The organism is Paenibacillus sp. SAFN-117 (genome assembly GCF_051966115.1).
In the GTDB taxonomy this organism is placed as follows: Bacteria; Bacillota; Bacilli; order Paenibacillales; family NBRC-103111; genus Paenibacillus_L; species Paenibacillus_L residui.
Map to the genome: position 1 here is coordinate 18,908 of NZ_JBQCLK010000021.1, position 17,584 is coordinate 36,491.

At 50.1% G+C, this 17,584-nt stretch carries 23 protein-coding genes; 6 read left to right on the forward strand and 17 right to left on the reverse strand.

The window, feature by feature from the left end:
* Position 1 precedes the first annotated feature (1 nt).
* The 6 genes from ACTHRH_RS14660 to ACTHRH_RS14685 all read right to left on the reverse strand — a co-directional run bounded on the left by ACTHRH_RS14660 (position 2) and on the right by ACTHRH_RS14685 (position 4,184).
* Complete coding sequence (locus tag ACTHRH_RS14660; protein WP_150959569.1) at positions 2-688, reverse strand: response regulator transcription factor; 687 nt, start codon at positions 686-688, stop codon at positions 2-4.
* Positions 689-787: 99 nt separating this feature from the next.
* A complete protein-coding gene (locus tag ACTHRH_RS14665; RefSeq protein WP_150959568.1) occupies positions 788-1,606 on the reverse strand; it encodes a DUF2935 domain-containing protein in 819 nt (272 codons plus the stop codon).
* Between the two features lie 270 nt (positions 1,607-1,876).
* The gene (locus ACTHRH_RS14670; RefSeq protein WP_440416246.1) at positions 1,877-2,569 is read right to left on the reverse strand and encodes a BclA C-terminal domain-containing protein; all 693 of its coding nucleotides are present in this window, start codon (positions 2,567-2,569) and stop codon (positions 1,877-1,879) included.
* 204 nt (positions 2,570-2,773) lie between these two features.
* Positions 2,774-3,295 (reverse strand): signal peptidase I, encoded by a 522-nt coding sequence (lepB, locus tag ACTHRH_RS14675; RefSeq protein ID WP_440416248.1) that lies wholly within the window; start codon positions 3,293-3,295, stop codon positions 2,774-2,776.
* Positions 3,296-3,630: 335 nt separating this feature from the next.
* Positions 3,631-3,858: a DUF1450 domain-containing protein gene (locus tag ACTHRH_RS14680; RefSeq protein WP_144932022.1), complete on the reverse strand. Its 228-nt coding sequence runs from the start codon at positions 3,856-3,858 to the stop codon at positions 3,631-3,633.
* 23 nt (positions 3,859-3,881) lie between these two features.
* Positions 3,882-4,184: a HesB/IscA family protein gene (locus ACTHRH_RS14685; RefSeq protein ID WP_150959564.1), complete on the reverse strand. Its 303-nt coding sequence runs from the start codon at positions 4,182-4,184 to the stop codon at positions 3,882-3,884.
* Between the two features lie 170 nt (positions 4,185-4,354).
* Between ACTHRH_RS14685 and ytvI the strand changes: the two genes are divergently transcribed.
* Complete coding sequence (ytvI, locus tag ACTHRH_RS14690) at positions 4,355-5,440, forward strand: sporulation integral membrane protein YtvI (RefSeq protein WP_440416251.1); 1,086 nt, start codon at positions 4,355-4,357, stop codon at positions 5,438-5,440.
* Between the two features lie 9 nt (positions 5,441-5,449).
* Here the strand turns inward: ytvI and ACTHRH_RS14695 are convergent, their stop codons facing one another.
* Complete coding sequence (locus ACTHRH_RS14695) at positions 5,450-5,695, reverse strand: hypothetical protein (RefSeq protein ID WP_144932028.1); 246 nt, start codon at positions 5,693-5,695, stop codon at positions 5,450-5,452.
* A 259-nt stretch (positions 5,696-5,954) separates the two neighbouring features.
* Here ACTHRH_RS14695 and ACTHRH_RS14700 point away from each other — a divergent pair, with 259 nt between their 5' ends.
* The 3 genes from ACTHRH_RS14700 (at position 5,955) to ACTHRH_RS14710 (ending at position 7,340) form a co-directional block, all read left to right on the forward strand.
* Entirely contained in the window at positions 5,955-6,449 is a 495-nt protein-coding gene (locus ACTHRH_RS14700; RefSeq protein WP_144932030.1) for a MarR family winged helix-turn-helix transcriptional regulator, read from the forward strand.
* 57 nt (positions 6,450-6,506) lie between these two features.
* Positions 6,507-6,914 carry a DUF3054 domain-containing protein gene (locus ACTHRH_RS14705; RefSeq protein WP_144932032.1) on the forward strand — a complete coding sequence of 136 codons (408 nt, stop codon included), beginning with the start codon at positions 6,507-6,509 and terminating at the stop codon, positions 6,912-6,914.
* A gap of 87 nt (positions 6,915-7,001) precedes the next feature.
* Positions 7,002-7,340 carry a L,D-transpeptidase gene (locus ACTHRH_RS14710; protein ID WP_379288594.1) on the forward strand — a complete coding sequence of 113 codons (339 nt, stop codon included), beginning with the start codon at positions 7,002-7,004 and terminating at the stop codon, positions 7,338-7,340.
* Between the two features lie 10 nt (positions 7,341-7,350).
* Here ACTHRH_RS14710 and ACTHRH_RS14715 read toward each other — a convergent pair whose 3' ends face one another.
* The 8 genes from ACTHRH_RS14715 to selD all read right to left on the reverse strand — a co-directional run bounded on the left by ACTHRH_RS14715 (position 7,351) and on the right by selD (position 14,529).
* A complete protein-coding gene (locus ACTHRH_RS14715) occupies positions 7,351-8,553 on the reverse strand; it encodes a M14 family metallopeptidase (RefSeq protein ID WP_144932036.1) in 1,203 nt (400 codons plus the stop codon).
* Between the two features lie 75 nt (positions 8,554-8,628).
* Complete coding sequence (gene racE, locus ACTHRH_RS14720; RefSeq protein WP_150959561.1) at positions 8,629-9,438, reverse strand: glutamate racemase; 810 nt, start codon at positions 9,436-9,438, stop codon at positions 8,629-8,631.
* Positions 9,439-9,595: 157 nt separating this feature from the next.
* Positions 9,596-10,606 (reverse strand): polysaccharide deacetylase family protein, encoded by a 1,011-nt coding sequence (locus tag ACTHRH_RS14725; protein WP_440416255.1) that lies wholly within the window; start codon positions 10,604-10,606, stop codon positions 9,596-9,598.
* Positions 10,607-10,679: 73 nt separating this feature from the next.
* Positions 10,680-11,102 (reverse strand): disulfide oxidoreductase, encoded by a 423-nt coding sequence (locus tag ACTHRH_RS14730; protein ID WP_440416257.1) that lies wholly within the window; start codon positions 11,100-11,102, stop codon positions 10,680-10,682.
* Positions 11,103-11,263: 161 nt separating this feature from the next.
* A complete protein-coding gene (locus tag ACTHRH_RS14735; protein ID WP_144932044.1) occupies positions 11,264-11,623 on the reverse strand; it encodes a YtxH domain-containing protein in 360 nt (119 codons plus the stop codon).
* A 14-nt stretch (positions 11,624-11,637) separates the two neighbouring features.
* A complete protein-coding gene (locus tag ACTHRH_RS14740; RefSeq protein WP_440416259.1) occupies positions 11,638-12,084 on the reverse strand; it encodes a DUF948 domain-containing protein in 447 nt (148 codons plus the stop codon).
* A 298-nt stretch (positions 12,085-12,382) separates the two neighbouring features.
* A complete protein-coding gene (gene mnmH, locus ACTHRH_RS14745) occupies positions 12,383-13,453 on the reverse strand; it encodes a tRNA 2-selenouridine(34) synthase MnmH (protein WP_440416261.1) in 1,071 nt (356 codons plus the stop codon).
* 26 nt (positions 13,454-13,479) lie between these two features.
* Complete coding sequence (selD, locus tag ACTHRH_RS14750) at positions 13,480-14,529, reverse strand: selenide, water dikinase SelD (protein WP_440416263.1); 1,050 nt, start codon at positions 14,527-14,529, stop codon at positions 13,480-13,482.
* 271 nt (positions 14,530-14,800) lie between these two features.
* On the opposite strand from selD, the gene ACTHRH_RS14755 reads away from it, so the two are divergent.
* Entirely contained in the window at positions 14,801-15,469 is a 669-nt protein-coding gene (locus ACTHRH_RS14755) for a bifunctional 4-hydroxy-2-oxoglutarate aldolase/2-dehydro-3-deoxy-phosphogluconate aldolase (protein ID WP_440416265.1), read from the forward strand.
* Positions 15,462-16,238, forward strand: a complete 777-nt coding sequence (locus ACTHRH_RS14760; protein ID WP_440416267.1) for an MBL fold metallo-hydrolase — start codon at positions 15,462-15,464, stop codon at positions 16,236-16,238. Before ACTHRH_RS14755 ends, ACTHRH_RS14760 begins: the two co-directional genes overlap by 8 nt.
* A gap of 121 nt (positions 16,239-16,359) precedes the next feature.
* On the opposite strand, the gene ACTHRH_RS14765 is transcribed toward ACTHRH_RS14760, so the two are convergent.
* Together ACTHRH_RS14765 and ACTHRH_RS14770 are read right to left on the reverse strand one after the other, a co-directional pair.
* Entirely contained in the window at positions 16,360-17,010 is a 651-nt protein-coding gene (locus ACTHRH_RS14765; protein WP_144932056.1) for a helix-turn-helix transcriptional regulator, read from the reverse strand.
* A gap of 87 nt (positions 17,011-17,097) precedes the next feature.
* Positions 17,098-17,523, reverse strand: coding sequence for a DUF86 domain-containing protein (locus ACTHRH_RS14770; protein WP_150959554.1), 426 nt, complete (start codon positions 17,521-17,523; stop codon positions 17,098-17,100).
* Positions 17,524-17,584: the final 61 nt, after the last annotated feature.

The window sequence follows — 17,584 nt, forward strand, 5'->3', positions numbered from 1 at the left end:
ATCAGCCTCTCCCCCACCGATAGCCGATTCCCCATACGGTACTGATGTAAGTTCTATCCGGATCGGCATCAGCCAGCTTCGCCCTGATTTTTTTAATATGTTCGGTAATGGTCGAAGAATCTCCCTCCGCATTCAACCCCCATATTTTTTCATAGATTTGCTCGCGGGAAAACACCTGATTGGGGTGCATCAGCATGAATTGGACGATTTCGAATTCACGAACGGTCAGTGAAATCCGCTGGTCCCGAATATACAGCTCATAGCTTTCGGTATCGAGGGCCAGCTCGCCGTCATGAAGAATGAGGCGGCTCCTGTCTGTACGGTTTCTTTGCTCACGGCGTAAGTGAGCCTTGATGCGGGCTTTCATCTCCTTGATGCTGAAAGGCTTGACCATATAATCGTCCCCGCCGACCATCAGGCCTCTAATCCGGTCCTCCTCGCCATGTCGGGCACTCAGGAACAGGATCGGGCACGATACTCTTCCACGAATGGCATGACATACTTCCCATCCGTTCATACCGGGCATCATCACATCCAGAATGATCAAATCCGGCCGGGCCGCAAGCTGCTCGAATACCTGCTCTCCGCTATAAGCGGCCGCGACCTCATAACCGTCATCCAGAAGCGCATCGCGTATAAAATCGACGATTTCATGTTCATCGTCCACAATAAGTATTTTTTCTTTCATAGCCATTCCTTTCCTATCGAACTGTCCGCCAGTCCTGCACAGCTTGTTCTCTCAAGGAAAAGTATAGCATATGGGAGAAGGGCGGGGTTATTTTATCGATTACTCTACTCTCGGTTTCGTAGGGTCGCAGGCAGGGGACTTCGTATCGGAAACCTGGGCAAGTTTAATCAGATAATAGCATTCCTCCCGCGCCATATGATCCGCCATTAGCGGCTGCAGCGTTCCAAGGAGCTCCGCATTGAGGTCCATCTTCTCCAATTCCTGAAGAAACTCGCGGAACAATGTCATCTCCAGTTCGACTTCTTTGTTAAATCGGCTTAATGCCGGGAATCTTCGCAAATTGGTACGCAAATAGCCGGCCATCTCTACCGCTTTGCTGTAGAGATCCGAGAAATGATGGGCGAAGGCGCCGCTTTTGGCAATCAACCGTTTTTCCACCATATCCAGGGAGCTCTGAATCGATTCGGCATGCCCTACCGCATCCACAAGCCAAAGCAGATGAAGATGCACCGGATGGAAAGCGGGGACTTTCCCGGTAGTCATAATCGCCTGCAGAATCCGCAGGTATTCCTCTAATTCATTAACCATATGATTGACGAAGGTTGGAGGCAAGTGAAACCGGATATCATTCATCAACAATCTTTCCAGCAAATTCAACTTGAAAGCACGGAGCTCGCAGGCTCTCCAATAAGCTGTCTGGTTAAGCTTCATGATGTCATTCGCATTCAGGTTGGATCGGGCTTGCTTAAGCAGTTCATCGAACGTCTTGATAAAATACTTTGCAGCACCTAGAGCCTTCCCTTCCTCCACCGTAAGGGAATCATAGATGAAGCGCGCATGATCCCCCAACACCTGCAGCCAAAAACGGTGTTCGAACAGCACATCCGTTGAACGATCCGCCGCCAGAATATCTTCCATCCTATCTTCCGCCTCCTTCATGCTGGAACGAATTAAGCTTCCAATGAAAAATATGTTGGGTTGCGCGGAAATATGACGAATGAATCTATTAAACGGGCCGCTCAGCGGCAGTGGATTTTCGAAGAAATCGCACTTTCGCGGACACCAATTCTTCCTTCTAACATATATTGCAATTAAGAGAAATAACCCCACTACTTAGTAGTGGAGTTATGATCGAAGCAATCTTCATTATTCTCTTAATCTTGAATCCTTGTGGGAGTTCATTCCGAATTAAGGAGTCAGCTTTTCGATGACGATGTTTGCGCTGATCGCACTCAGCGCTACCAAGGATACTCCCAGAAGGCCTGTGTTCACAAGCTGAAGTATGTGGGTTCCTGCCGGAACATTGATAATGACGTCTCCCAAAACAGGCAGTCCTGCGGAAACCAGAGTAAATACTGCGGCCGGAGAAGGAACCGGAGCGCCATCCAGTTCAAGAGAGAACGATCCCAACAACGATACTCCCGCGGTGTTCACAATGAAGGTGACACGATAGCTGCCCGGTTCAGAGATAACGATGTCGGTCGGTGTGGCGAGAGTGATAGCCGTTCCTCCGACAGATCCTGTATTGTTGAATGGAACCGCAGCCCCTGGTCCGATAATATCAATAAGAGTGGAAGTTCTGAAGAAATGGGCAAAGGCCGACAAACCGTTCGTACTGGGTGCTCCAGGGGTTCCCGGAACTCCCTGCGGGCCCTGGGGACCGGCGGGGCCTTGCGGACCGATTGGACCTTGCGGACCTTGCGGGCCCGGAGGACCTTGCAGGCCGCGCCGCCTCCGCAGTCTGCGGAGTGCGGCTATTTCCGCGCGTAATTTGCGCAGCTCGCGCAATTTTTCAGCCTTTTTTTCACTAACGCCGGAAACTCCCTTTGACGACGGACATAGTCTAACGGACTTTTTCTTGCGGACTATGAGACAACTCAATGAAGACACCTCCCTATGGAACTGGTTTATCTTATGAGTTGACTCTGTTTTAGGGTTGGACCTATAACTAGTTTTTGGTAGACAGGAATCTATTTTCTACCAAAAATAGGCTGATAATGATCATAGATACGTCTATCCGCCGTCAGCACACCGGTTGAATTTTGCACCGGGGAGTTATCACGGCCTGCCCCAACAATAATCCGGCTAAGGAATCGATTCGATTTGGTCGAAAGGAAAGATCCGAAAAACCGCCCTGCCTATAATTCGTTTGCTCTCCACAAACGGGTTCGACCACAGATGAGAATCCAGACTCTCATTCCGGTTGTCGCCCAGGAATAAATAATGCTCATCCGGAACAGTTACCGGGCCGAAATAATACTGCATCGATTCCTTAATGTAGCTCTCTTCTACCTTTACCCCGTTGCGATAAAGCTTTCCTTCCGTTATTTCTATAGTGTCTCCCGGCAAGCCGATCAGGCGCTTAATGAGCTTTTTGTCGAGCTGAGCTTCTTCCGGCGGGTAGAAGACAACTATGTCTCCAAATTGTAACTTGTCCGGTTTGACCGTCTTGTCAATGATTAGAATATCGTGCACATTGAGGGTAGGCAGCATGGATTCCGAAGGTATGTAGGCAGCCTGTCCCACATTCGTTCTGACAAACAGCATAATACCCAGTAGCAAAACAAACGGCATCCAAGATTTCATAAGTCGTGTAATTCGTTGCACGGGAATTCCCTCCTGACCCTGTCTTTAAAGTTAGTTTCTCTAACTATAGTAGAAATTGGCCGTCATTGTAAAGTTTGCAGCGGCAAACACCGGAAAATAGGATAGAAGGCTTCACTTAACCCCATATAACTGCCATGGAATTCATAGAAAAACTCAAATATCAAGGATAAACGGCTATCGCCGTCCTTAGGACGGGCGCGTTTACCGATGAAATATAAGAACCGGTATAGATGAAAACTTATACTTTCTTATATATAAATAAAAACCGTCCGTCTCCGTAAGTATATTCTTTCGGATTCGGGCGGTTTTCAATGGGTGCGCAAGGCTCTCCCGATTTATGTCCTGATGTATTTCTTCGCTTTCTCCACCGCTTCATCCTCCGTCGGAGCGGTCACGTAGCGACCGTTGACAAAAATAAAAGCGTTCCGGATACACGGGCCGCAGTACGATTTGCAGCCGATTTTAATTTCCGTACCGGGTGCAAGCTTCTCCAGCTTGGGGACAAGCGTCTTCACTTTCGTGTGTCTGCATTTCTCGCATATTCGAATATCGTTCCTGGCCATCCCTGGCTCTACCTCCTAAAGCGCTAGTGATCTCCGTGGTTGCCTTTGGACGGGTTGGTAATAACGAAACCTTCCTGAGGAAGATACAAATAATCGATCTTTACTCCATCCAGCAACGGCTCGTTTCGGTCCAGCAGCACCTCAATCTCTTTATCGGTCATGATGATTTCATCATTATCCCCGGGCTTGTCCAAATCGAGGCCGTAGTGGGCGTGGTCTCCATGCTTGTGAGTAACCAGGACCCTCAGTTTCAGCTCTTTGTTCTCTTCCTTGTTCAGTTCTTGCAAAATTTTTTTAGCCGCATTGCGGGTAATTTTACATTTCATAGTTTTCATCCTCTCATTTAGCCTGTAACTAAATTATAACCTAATTGCCCATACTGCTATTGTATCATGTCTTTCCATGTGGTAACTATCGATTTTTTCGGCTATGATAACATTATGGTATCTTGTTGCCGGATCTAACACCCTTAATATAACGAGGTGAAAGCACTGTCATGCAGTCGTTCTATCGAAAATATTACAAAACCATCTTTGACATCGCCTTGATAGGCATTACCATTTACTTGTTCATGCTCCTGTTCAGCTATTTGTACAAAATTGCGACTCCGATCTTTTTCGCTCTGGCAATCTATGTCATTATTGAACCGTTGGCCAAGTTCCTGCACCGCAAGGGAGTGAAAAAGTCGATCGCTTCCACCATCTCCACCCTGGTGTTCATTCTCGTCATTCTTGCCATCCTGACCGGACTCGGCGCGATCTTCACGAGCCAAATTTACAATCTTGTAGAGAAAATTCCGGTTTATCAGCGTATCCTTCAGGAACAAATCGTTAACAACGTAGACTTCTGGCAGGAGAAGCTGAGCAATGTCTCCCCGGAATGGATAGAGAGAGCCAAGGAATTCTCCTCGACCATTATTGAAAGGGGAGGTAAATTAGCTACCGGCTTCTTAAATGCCCTGTTCACCGGGTTGACTTCCGTCTCGACCTTTCTCGTCAATTTCCTGATCGGGATTATTCTGGCCTATTTTCTCAGCATTGAAAGCGAGAACTGGAAACGAATTGCCCAAACCCATACACCCAAAACTTTCAAGAAGGCCTTCCAGTTCATCAAGGAGAACGTTCTGCTCGGAATCGGCGGCTATTTAAAGGCCCAGCTCAAAATGATTTCGGTCACGTTCATCGTCATCTTCGCCGCCCTGCTCGTGCTTGGAGTGAAGAATGCCTTTTCGATTTCGCTGTTGATGGCTATTTTTGATCTGCTGCCGCTGCTCGGCGTATCGACCGTTTTCATCCCCTGGATCATTTATTTATTTATCGTCGGCCAGACGACCATGGCGATTTGGTTAACGGTCCTGTTCGCCACCGTCATTATTGTCCGGCAATTGCTGGAGCCCAAGATCACCGGAGATACGCTGGGAGTATCAGCCTTCACGATGCTTTCCTTTATGATTATCTCCTTGTCTCTGTTCGGCGTGGCCGGCCTGATTCTGTCGCCGATTCTTATTATTACTCTTAAGGCTTTGTATGAGCAGGGCTATTTAAAAAGCTGGATCCGTCTCCCCGAAGAAGAATATGAGTAAGGGCAATGATTACTCCGTCTTGTCCGGGCCCAAATATTTGCTGCCTATTCGGTCGGCGAACCAGTTCGCTGCCAGCATAGTAACGGCGATATCATCCAGCGGCATGAATGGGAGTACATCAGGCAGCACCCAATACAGCAATACCGGGATGAGAAAGAGCAGCTTCACCCTCAGGGGAACCTGGGAGGCAGCAAGAAGACGGTATACTTTTCGGAAGACATGGGACCAATGCTTTAGAGACAGAAGCTTGCGCATGAATTTTCCCTCCTGGCCGGGATTTCCTTCCTATGTCTATTGTGCCATACTCGGAAATGTTTAGACATCTTTATTGCTTCTATCCTATCACTTGACATCATATGGCAATTTCCTTATGATTTAGCCGAGTACTTTACCGGCTGCAATCGTGAGGCAGGTCGGCTGCGGAGGTAACGTTTCTTCCGACGGTTGTATTGGATCGTCCCATGCGCAAGTCATTTATCGATTTATTATTAGCGGGCAGTTAAGGAGTGAAGTTATGACTCATCGGATCAACGACAAGCACAACTCTAGAAAGAATGAGTTACTGGACCAATTGGAGGGCTTGGCCGGTGAATTCGTCCATCTTGTCGGACACGAGCTCCGGCAAATCAAAGGAAAGGTCCAATTGGCGGATGGGCAGATTTTTCTGCTGATTCTTCTATCCAGAATTCCTTACTGCAAAGCTACGGATATAGCTAGTCACATAGGAATCACTTCCGGGGCCGTAACCGGGATGACCGACAAGCTGGTCAATATGGGATTTATTACGAGGGAGCGCTCAGAGCAAGACCGGAGGGTCGTGCTCTTCTCCATTACGGAGAAAGGGCGGGAAACGGTCAATCAAATTCGCGAAGCAAGAGGTGCCTGGTTCCGTGAATATCTATGCGAATTGACGGAGGAAGAAATGGGGAAAGCGGTTGAGGTGTTTGCCAAGCTAAAGTCACTGATCACCTTGCGTCGAGGCGGAGGCATTCAAGATTCGGATTCTTAGCCCGCTCAGAGCCTTCGCCGGTCTTATTGGCAGCCTCCCGGGAGGAGAAAGCAAACCATGAAGCACGTTAAGAAAAGATCCAGGACGGCTGTTCTCTTGCTTCTGGCAGGAGATTGGGCCGTTCTTCTCTTATTTACAATGCTGGGAGGTTTGGAGCACAGGATGGGCTTGTCTCTCTGGGACGTAGTCATCGTTGCGATGCCCTATCTATTGGTATGGCCTGTCATCGCTTTATGGACAGGAGCTTACCGCCGCACCGCTTATTCCGGATACGGCAAAGCGGCCATCGTTACCGCATGCGCGTGGATCATTACCCATCCTCTGGCGTTAGCTCTGCGCTGGATTTTATATAACAAACCGGCTTTCACTACCTTTGCGCCTGTTGCTCTTGTGTTTGTCTATTTATTTCTGGCCGCATGGCGTCTATGCTTCGTGTGGATATATCGAAGAATATCACGCCCTTGAACTGTAATTCCATGCACCCGGGCACTCCTCCAAACATAGACTGATGACAAGCACAGGATTGCTTGATTAGGATAAGGAGGAGATCGTGTGCCGGCCTATCGCATCATTGTTGATTTGTCCGACCGGAAGCTGTACTTGCTGGAGAATGACCAAGTCGTCCGGGAATTTCCCGTCGGTATCGGTAAAATCGTCTCCGCTACACCAGTCGGACATTTCACGATTATTAATAAGCAAGCCAATCCCGGAGGGCCGTACGGAGCTTTCTGGCTGGGATTGTCGAAGCCCCATTACGGCATTCATGGAACGAACCAGCCGTCTTCCATTGGGCAGCAGGTGTCCAAAGGCTGCATCCGAATGCATAATAAGGATGTGCTGGAGCTTGCCCGCCTGGTCGGAATCGGTACTGAAGTGACCATTCGGCCTTGATCGGCCCCTCTTACACGACAAGCCCTTCCAGCATGATCCCGATCACATCGTTATAGATTTGCGGGAATTGGCTGATGGGCAGCGGATTCGTTCCTTGCCCGGCCTCTACCGTAAATCCGGGCCTCCGAAACTCCAGAATGAACCAGTCTTTATAACCCGCATCGCTTCCTGTCAGCCTGACCGGCCGGTATCCGCTCACACGTGCGAACCGCTCGGCGATTCCCTCCGATTCAGGCGGCTCCAGGTCGCGGTAATTCCAGTAGATTTCTCTTCCTTGGGTATGGAAGGCGATGACCAGACGAAAATCGTTATTCCTCGTAAATTGGGCAACAGCGATGGCCTCCGGCTCCGTAAGCGGCGCCGTTCCGGGATAATCTCTCGGCCCGGGTCCGGGGACTTCCCGTCGTTCCTTCTCCACTTCCCAGAACGCGGGATACTGGTCGTTCAAGTCCACGCCGCGAATATTTGCCTTCCAGCCCGAGAAATCGTACGATCCTTCGTTCCATTGCAGCAGCTCCCGGTAGAACGGATGCTGAGGGGTGACTCCTTCCTGAACCAGCTCCACCCCGTCCGGGTTAACCATAGGCACGATCCAGAGAGAAGTCTGCCGGTACAATTCAGCGGCATCCCTCCCCCTGATCCTTCCTCCAGCGGCATATGCCGAGCTGTATTCCTCGATAAACTTCATCAGCAGCAGGGTCGTGATCCATTCATTGGCATGGAAGGACCCGTTATAGTGCACCCTTCTCGTTCCCCCGCCAATTTTAACGGCCGGTATCGGTTTTCCCATGACACTATAGCCGATCACAACGATTTCCAGGAAAGGATACCTCTGTTTCAGCAGTTCCAAGTCCTCCATCATTTCCCTATAACCGTAAGGCGCATTCGTATTCACAATGGACATTCCACGGCCAGGGGGCAGTACAATAGTTTGTCCGATGCGCAAATATCGCGGGTTGATTCCCGGATTCGCCGCAAGCAGATCATTCAGCTCGATATTAAACCGGCGGGCAATATAATAGAAGGTATCTCCCGCCTGAATAACGTACTGATTCGTTGTCCGGTCTGGAATCACGATGACTTGCCCGGGAACCAGGTAGTCCTGCTCCGATAATTGCGGGTTGGCCGCCAGCAAAGCCGGTACCGAGAGCGCGTATTTTCGTCCTATCCGGTACAGCGTATCACCTTTTTGCACGACATAAGAAAAGGGCATAAACCCCACCTCCACAGAAGATGGCCTATGCCCTAAACATATGATAAAATTATATCCTTCATGCCCGAATCTAAATTAATAGAGTCGGGAAACCTGCCATACAATGGGTGTGACTTTAATTTGCTCCTCCAACCAGCTTTGAGCAATCCTCTGAAAGAGCTTCGGGTCCCCACTGCAAAAAAATTGATGGATAGGCTGCTCACCCGTTAGAGCCAATTGTCCGCTGTGCGACAAGATGGTGCTTATTTCCCGGGCGGTTTCTTCCGCGGAATTGATTAAGGATACTTCCGGCCCCATGACCTCTCCTATCACGTCAGCCAGGAACGGGTAGTGAGTGCATCCGAGAATGAGGCAATCCATAGGCTGCTTACGGAACAACTCCAGAACGCATCCAATCTCCTTACGCACCTCTTCCCCGTTGAACAATCCCCGTTCCACCAGCGTAACGAAGGTCGGGCAGGCCAAGCTTAACACTTCCGTCTGCGGGGAAATTTCCTGAAGGGCTTGCTCATAAGCACCGCTTCGAATCGTTCCTTCGGTTCCGATGACGCCGACTATCCCGGTGCGTGTTGTTTTGATCGCGGTCCGAGCCCCCGGGTGTATGACTCCTACCACTGGGACCGAGACGGATTTGCGGACTTCCTGAAGCGCTACAGCGGTAGCTGTGTTACAGGCAATGACAATCATCTTCGGCCCGAATTGCAATAAATAATCAACGATTTGCCGGGTAAACATTACGACTTCCTCGGATGAACGGGGCCCGTAAGGGGTTCTGGCCGTATCGCCGAAATAAATAATTTTTTCCCTTGGGAGCTGTCTCATCACTTCCTTGACGACAGTCAATCCCCCCACCCCGGAATCCAATATAGCTATGGCACGCTGCACATTTATACGCTTCCTTTGCTGTAAAATAACTAGCTGCTTTCCTTATAGACTATGTAAGTGACTTCCAAAGCGTCCTTGTCTGTAGCATTCAAATACACTGTCGGGATCATCCTGTTCCCGCCGAAGGGAAGGGGTTTATCGGCCTGCGGCCTGCGGTTCACTGCTCAAAATCGGTCAGAAGCCCAAATTCGTAGCCTTCTTCCTTGATGGCCTTAATAATGCGGTCCAGCGCTTCAATATTTTCCTCGGAGCCTTGATGCATCAAAATAATATTGCCGTCATGCAGATTATTCATTATGTCGTTATACGGATCTTCGGCCCCATTCTCCCTGGGCTCCCAATCTCTCATTGCCGTAGACCAGAATACCGAGGAATAATCCATCCCGGAAACTAGATCCAGCAGATGCATGCTATATTTTCCATAAGGGAACCGAAAGAAGCGCGGAATCGGCTCACCTGTAATTTCCTCATACATGCGTTCATATTCCTCCAGGTCCTGCTTCACCTGCTCATCCGTCAGGGTGGTCAGGTCCTTGTGAGTCATCGTATGATTGCCCACCAAATGCCCATCCTCTACAAGCCTCTTAAGGAAATCCGGATGCTTCTTCACATTATAGCCGGCCAGGAAATAATTCGCTTTAACATCATTGTCCTTGAGCGTCTGCAGCATCTTATCCACATCCCCGAGCGGTCCGCCCGTATCGAAGGTAAGATAGACCTTCTTGCCCGTTCCGACATAGATTACCCTGTGCTCCGGTTTATACTGCTTGGTTTCAGACGGAAATCCGGGCACTTCCCCCTTGCCCTTCTTCATATAGTACCAGGAGACCGCTTTGCGGCTTGGGTCTTCCGGAGCCGGAGAAGGCTCTGGCTTGGCCGTCTGCTGCGGGGTGGGTGCGGGCGTGAGAGAAGGCTTCGGCGATTCGGTCGGAGCAGGCTCCGGTGTATCCGAAGGCTCGGGAGTTCCTTCCGGCGTGACGGACGGACTCGGCGATGGTGAAGCAGCAGGCGTCTCCGCAGGAGCTTCGGACGGTCTTGGCGAAGGGCTTGCTGTAACTGTTGGAGTATCCTCCGGCAGAGCGGGACGGCTTGCTCCGGAACAGGCCTGCAATAACGCTGACGCAGTTACGAGTACGGCTATATAGGCTGTAAACTTGATCTTTATCATAATCACCTCTGGTTGTGACTTCTAGCAGACCTCTAGTAAAATCATCCTGCTGAAGCGGATATCTCACAGGCCTTTATTGAGCTTTACGGATAAGCCATTGAAGAACGGCAATGATAATAAAAGCTATAAGAGCAAGCAGCGGAATGGTAATGAAGCCGAACCAATCCAGCGCATCGGTATTACAGGGAACCAGACCACATGAAGCGGCCGAATCTTGTAAAAAAGGAATCTTCTGAATGGAATAATGATAGATTGAGAATAGGCCTCCTCCGATCGCTAGCGGCAGAGCATAAGTATACACTTTATAATCCTTCCTGACCGTGGCGACAGCAAACAAAACTACCATCGGATACATGAAAATTCTTTGTATCCAGCAAAGCTTGCATGGTTCGTATCGGAGAATTTCGGATAAATACAAGCTTCCCATCGTCGCTACCAGCGCAACCGCAAAGCTCAAATGCAGACCGTTGTTGAGTACGAACTTTCTCCAGTACATGTAATTTCCTCCCGCATAAGCCTCATAGAAACATATGAATAATCCAAGCTTACCAGATTCTCTGTTTCTTCACAATCTAAGACTAAGAACGGAATAAGCATGCAAAACTTATACATTTATATTAAAAAAAGGGCCCTGCCGGCCCCTTCTTCTAGCAATCGTTATTCTTTCTTGCTCTCCTCCATATCCGCTTCCAGCTTCGCCCGTTCTTCCGCCACTTTCCCTTCCGCCTCTTCCAAAGCGGTCACAGCCACTTCTTTGCCGGCTTCCTTCCAGGCCTTCACTTCTTCCACTACCGTACCCGCTACTTCTTTAGCCTTACCGAACCATTCACTGGTCTGATGCCCGATATTGCCGGCGATTTTCTGGGTTTTGTCGCTTAACTGCTGCGCCTGATCCGCGATATCTTTGCGCAACTCCCGTCCGGATTTCGGAGCCAGCAGCAAAGCCGTCACCGCGCCAATCACACTACCAACCATGGCTCCCACCAAAAAATCTTTTCCGTTCATTTTGTTAGACATGGTATCAACTCTCCTTAAGATTTGGATTTGTTCTTGGACCCTCTGTATTCCTTCCAGGCTGACCATAGCTGGGCACCGGATACGGCCCATTCAATCAAATCGGTTACCCGACTGCTCTGAATGGCTTTCTGAGCGGTATTCGCGGAGGTGGCGACCGCCGTTGAAACCTGACGGACGGAATTCGTTACCTGTCGCAAGGCTTCTCCGGTCTCGCCGATCGAACGGCAGACGGGGTCCAGAGTCCTCAATTTCTCGTGAATATCGTTCGTTACCGCTTCAGTGGATTTAAGGAGGCGGGTTGTCTCCTTGCTAACCTCAGCCAGCTCCTGTTGAACCTTCTGCAATGTCTCTTGCGTAATCTCCAATGATTTTTTCGCAGTTTGAATAGTACGGACTAAATAAAAGACAAGAACAACGATGCTGGCTGTAATGACCGCCAAGCAAATCTCCCAAGCAGCCAATAGAACTCCTCCCTTCCTTCCGCCGATGGGTTGATGCCCATATACTACTAATATTATAAGTTAGTAATTTCATTTTGACACAGCAAAACAGGAAAAACTTCGCAAATATTCAAATTTTCATAAAAAAAAGCTCCTAACGGAGCTTCTCGAAGATGCATAACCCGGTATTTGAGGCAGCTTGTTATGCCAATAGGAATCCTCGATCTTCAACACATTAACACTGAAAAGAACTTGAGAATTCCTATGTGGTGACAAAATTCCGGCTTTGGGCCGTAATTGTGATAAGTGGGGCTTAGGCTTATTTAGTTACCTGCTCCCGAACCGGATTTGCCCGGTCGGTACGCATCCGCAGCAGTGCCGCAATCTTGTCTGTCGCTTCCTGAACGGAGCCTGCCTGAATACTTCTGCTTTCACCGTTATATTGCAGTCCCGCATGGTCATAACGCGGATCATAATAATATTCTAGAAGCAGGGAGACGGCTTCGCCGTACCGCTCTTCCTTGAGGCAGTTTTCGATCTGCTGCGCAGCCGGCGTATGGATGCGGTTCTTGATCCGTTGGAAAGCTTCCATGCACATTTCCTTGTGCTCCTCCGGCTTATAATCGTTAAGGATGTTCCTAACCCGAACGTCCCAGGGAAGCTCGATCATATAATGCTCGCCCCTCTTCTTTCCCTCCACCAGGAAATCGGGCAGAACCACTTTGCCGATTCTCTTGCTCTCGGCCTCCATCAGCAAATAAGGCGCATCCTTATATTTCAGCAGCTCCTGGATCAGCATGGATTCGAAATTTTTCTGGTTGCTCGGTTTTTTGCCGATATGGCCGAAGATTGAGCCTCTATGGCCGGCAAGCTCTTCCAAATCCAGCACAGGGAAGCCCTGATTGGCCAGTCCTCGCAAAATTTCCGTCTTACCGGTTCCGGTATAGCCATGAATAACAATACATTTGGAGGTTAGTTGAAAAGAATCGAGCATAGAAACGACCCATTTCCGGTACGCCCTATACCCGCCAACCAACCGTTGAGCCCGGATCCCCATTAATGACAGCACGGTTGCAGTCGTCTTGCTGCGCATCCCGCCCCGCCAGCAGAATACGGCCTTCGGACGCTCACCCAGCGCCTCAAATTGCTTGATAAAAGCCGGAAGCTTCCGCGATACGATCTCCAATCCTTTATCTTTGGCAGCCTGTATGCTTACCTGCTTGTAAAGGGTTCCTACTTCCTTGCGTTCCTCATCCGTAAAGATCGGAATGTTCAAGCTTCCGGGAATGGTAGATTCCTCAAATTCGCTCGGGGAGCGAACGTCGATCAGGAGCAGCTCGTCCGACTGGCGGCGCTCCAAAAGCTGTTCTATCGTTATATCTTGAAACATCAGAGGTCACCTCATCTAGTATGCATCTACTGAACGATAATCCTTCCCGGATGGTCTGCCGTCACTTCTCCGATGAGAGCCGCTTCCACTCCCGCCTCCAACAGCTTCTGAAGGAGAGCATCGGCTTCCGCTTCGGGAACCGAAATCAACAAGCCTCCCGATGTTACGGCGTCACATAGAATCCATTGTCCGATCTGGTCTATCGATTCGTCAAAGGTAACCTTCCCCTCCAGATGGGCGTAGTTATTTTTGGTGCCGCCAGGCACCTGGCCTGCTTCGGCCAGCTCACGGACCCGGGGGAGCACAGGTACACTCTTGTGATCGATGCGTATGCCTACCCCGCTTCCATTGGCCATTTCGTATGCATGACCCAACAAGCCGAAGCCCGTTACATCCGTACAAGCATTAACTGCGTAGGGCTCCATCGTCTCTGCGGCCTTCTTGTTAAGGGTAGTCATCACTTGGGTCACCTGGTTTACCTCTTCCTCGCTCAACAGGTCCTTCTTGATGGAGGTGGTCAAAATCCCTACGCCAATAGGCTTGGTCAGAATGAGCCGGTCTCCCGGCTTCGCCCCGGCATTGGTTCTGACTCTATCCGGATGGATCACCCCGGTTACCGCCAGCCCGAATTTGGGCTCGTTATCATCGATGGAATGGCCGCCGACCAGCGTTACTCCGGCTTCCTTCATCTTATCCCCCGCTCCGCGCAAAATCTCGGTCAGCACCTGCTTGTCCAGCTTGCGAATCGGAAACGCGACGATATTCAAGGCCGTCAGAGGCTTGCCGCCCATCGCATAAATATCGCTTATGGCATTGGCCGCGGCCACCTGTCCGAAAGAATACGGGTCGTCGACGATCGGCGTGAAGAAATCAACGGTTTGTACAAGCGCCAGTTCGTCGTTCAGCTTGTACACTCCCGCATCATCGCTAGTATCCAGGCCGACCAGCAGGTTCGGATTAGACTCCGACTGGGGCAATCCACGCAGCACCTGTGCAAGATCGGCCGGTCCGATTTTGCAGCCGCAGCCTCCTTTAGTTGATAATGAAGTTAATTTAATCCGTTCCTCTTGACTCATGGAAGCTCTCATCCTTTCCTTCTTCTATTATCATTGTATCCGGGAATCTCTCCCGATAACAAATAAACGGTTTAATTCCGGTAAAATGGCTCTCCTGACCCGGATTTGTCGCAATAGATACAGGCCGGCCATCAAGAAGCCCGGAGCTTTCTTTATTGAGCGTATCACAAAAAAGCAGCTAAAGAAATGGGAGATTTCGTTTCCCGAAACCGTTTGATCGAGCATATCGGCAGAAGGTATAATGCAGAAGAAGCCAACAAGGAGGGATACGATGAACCGCGAGCAAGGCCTGCAGCAAATTAAGAAAACACGGCTGATAGCCATTGCCAGAGGGGTCAAACGCGAACAGATTGTACCTGCAGCGGAAGCACTGCTTCAAGGCGGAATAACGGTTATGGAAGTGACCTTGAATACCCCTGATGCTCTCATGATGATTCAAGATTTGCAAGAGAGGCTGGGCGACAGGATGTACATAGGGGCCGGAACGGTGCTGGATTCGGATGATGCGCAAGAGGCCGTTCGGGCTGGAGCATCCTTCCTCGTTACCCCCAATACGGATGAAGACGTGATCCGCTATGCCGCCGAAGAAGGGATTCCCATCTTCCCCGGGGCGATGACTCCGACGGAAATCGTTCGCGCATGGAAAGCCGGAGCGACAGCAATTAAGATCTTCCCAAGCTCGGGACTCGGCTTGCCTTATCTGAAGGAGCTGATGGCTCCGCTAAACCGCATTCCCATGATTGCGGTCGGAGGGATTCGCGAGGATAATGTGCGGGAGTACCTCAACATAGGCTGCTATGCCGTCGGAGTTGGCAGCTCCCTTATCAGCCTGAAGGAAATGGACAACGGCAATTATAACGCGCTTCGTGATAAGGCCGCCCGCTTAACCCGGCAAATTCAGGCAGCCAGCACAATGAACGGGGATGAGGCTAATGGATAGGCTGACCTTCCTGGGCACCGGTGATTCCATGGGAGTGCCGCGAGTCTATTGTGACTGCGAGGTATGCACCGAGGCAAGAACGGGTGGCCTCAACAGGCGGACCCGTTCCTCCGTCCTGCTGGAATGTGGAGGGGGGCAAATGATCATCGACTGCGGTCCCACCTGGGGAAGTCAGATGGAACGGATGCGAATGAGAGACCTCGATCATTTATTGATCACCCACGCCCATTACGATCATATCGGCGGTCTTCCGGAATATGCCGATTTGTGCCGGTGGCGCCGGAAGAAAGGTCATGTATACGCTCCTGCCGAAGTGCTGCAGTCACTTCGCGGCTTCTTCCCTTGGCTGGAGAATCAGCTTGTATACCAAGAAGTGGATGACGGATTTTCGTTCGGAGAGTGGCGGATTTTTCCCTGGAGGGTATGCCATGGCAGGAATGGATTTTCCTATGCCTATCACTTCTCCAGGCCCGGATATCAATGGGTGTACTGTCCCGATTCGATTCGGCTGAGCCCGGAGGAGAAACGGCCTCTCGAGAACCTCCAGCTGCTTATTCTCGGGACAAATTTCTATAAAGAGGAAGCGGATCCGGACACGCGATCGGTCTATGATATCGTGGAAGCTCTGCAGCTTGTCGAGGAAATGAACCCGGAGCGGGTGTTCTTCACTCATCTGTCCCATGGCATCGACCTGAACGAATCAGAGCGCTACGAATTGCCGGAACGATGCAAGCTCGCTCACGAAGGGCTCCGGCTGGAGCTCTGCTAGTTGCCTCTATGAAGTATTTTCTTCCCTGCTAAAGTCAAGAAAGACAGCCTGAACCCTCCTGCCTGCAGAAGAATCGGGCTGTCTTTAATTTCTGGATTATGAAAAACAGGAGAAGCTTCTCTTAACCTTCCGAGACTGATTTCACCGGCTGCTTTCCGATCAGATAGGTGCATCTGCGTCCGCCGCTCGTTATGCATTCCGTGCGATTGACCTCCGCTCCCAGCAATCCCTCGAACAACGCCAGCTCGCAGCTGCATGCTTCGTTATATTGCCGGGCTACCTGTGAGATGGGACAGTTGAACTCGGTAAATACGAACCCGTCTTCCTTGTGCTCCCACTGCACCATATACCCGTTAGCATTCTGTATATCTGCCAGAAGAGCCACTCTTTCCGACAAGGATTTACCCTCCATCTGCTCGCGGTACTTGCCGAGCAGCTTCTCCTTGCGAAGCTGGAACAGACGTCCGATCTTCTCCTCGCCGTCCTCGGTTACAAGCTCATGCAGCAGATCTAACGTTAATTGATGGTAGTTCTTCGGAAAGAATTCATCTGCCGATTCTGTCAGCGAGTATAAGTGCGTCGGCCTGCCCATTGCCTGACGGGACAACCGGGTTTCGACCAGACCGTCCCGCTCCAATGTATTCAAGTGACGGCGAACAGCCATCTCCGTTATTCCCAACTGCTTGGCCATTTCGCTAACGCTCATTGGACCGTCCGTCTTCATCATCGTCAACAGCAATCTGCGAGTGGATGATTCCTGCTCTTTACTCATCCTGATCACCACCTGTAATGCCATTGTATCGCATTTGAAGCGGATAGTAAATTAAACAAACCAAAATGTTGAGTATCTAAAGGCAGCCTACTCACCAAGCTCTTTACGGACGAACTGCCGGACGGAAGGAGCGAACTCCTTCAATATAGCCGGCAGGTCACCGATTAACGGATGTAATCCATCCCGATCCAGCTTCATATATTCCTGAACAAGCGGTTTGCGCAGCTTGACGAGTTCGATCAGCGGTTCCCCGATTTCACGGGCAAACACATTTTCTCCCAGCAAAATTTCTACAATATCCTCATAGCTGCTGGCGTCTCTCATCATAAACGCGTCGATCAGAAGGCTGCCGACATCGGTCACGCTCTCAATCGCCAGATGAAGAATACGTTCCTGAGCTAACCCATCCAGTAAGGTTCCATTCCAATTATCCTTCAATTGTTCACATGCCTCGCTGATGACGGGCAAAAATTCGAGCAGCTGTTCCAGCTGCTCCCTGTTAATATAGTACATTTGACAGCCTACTTTCTTTTTTTCATTTTAGTCCATATAAACATGGATACGAAGGTGACTG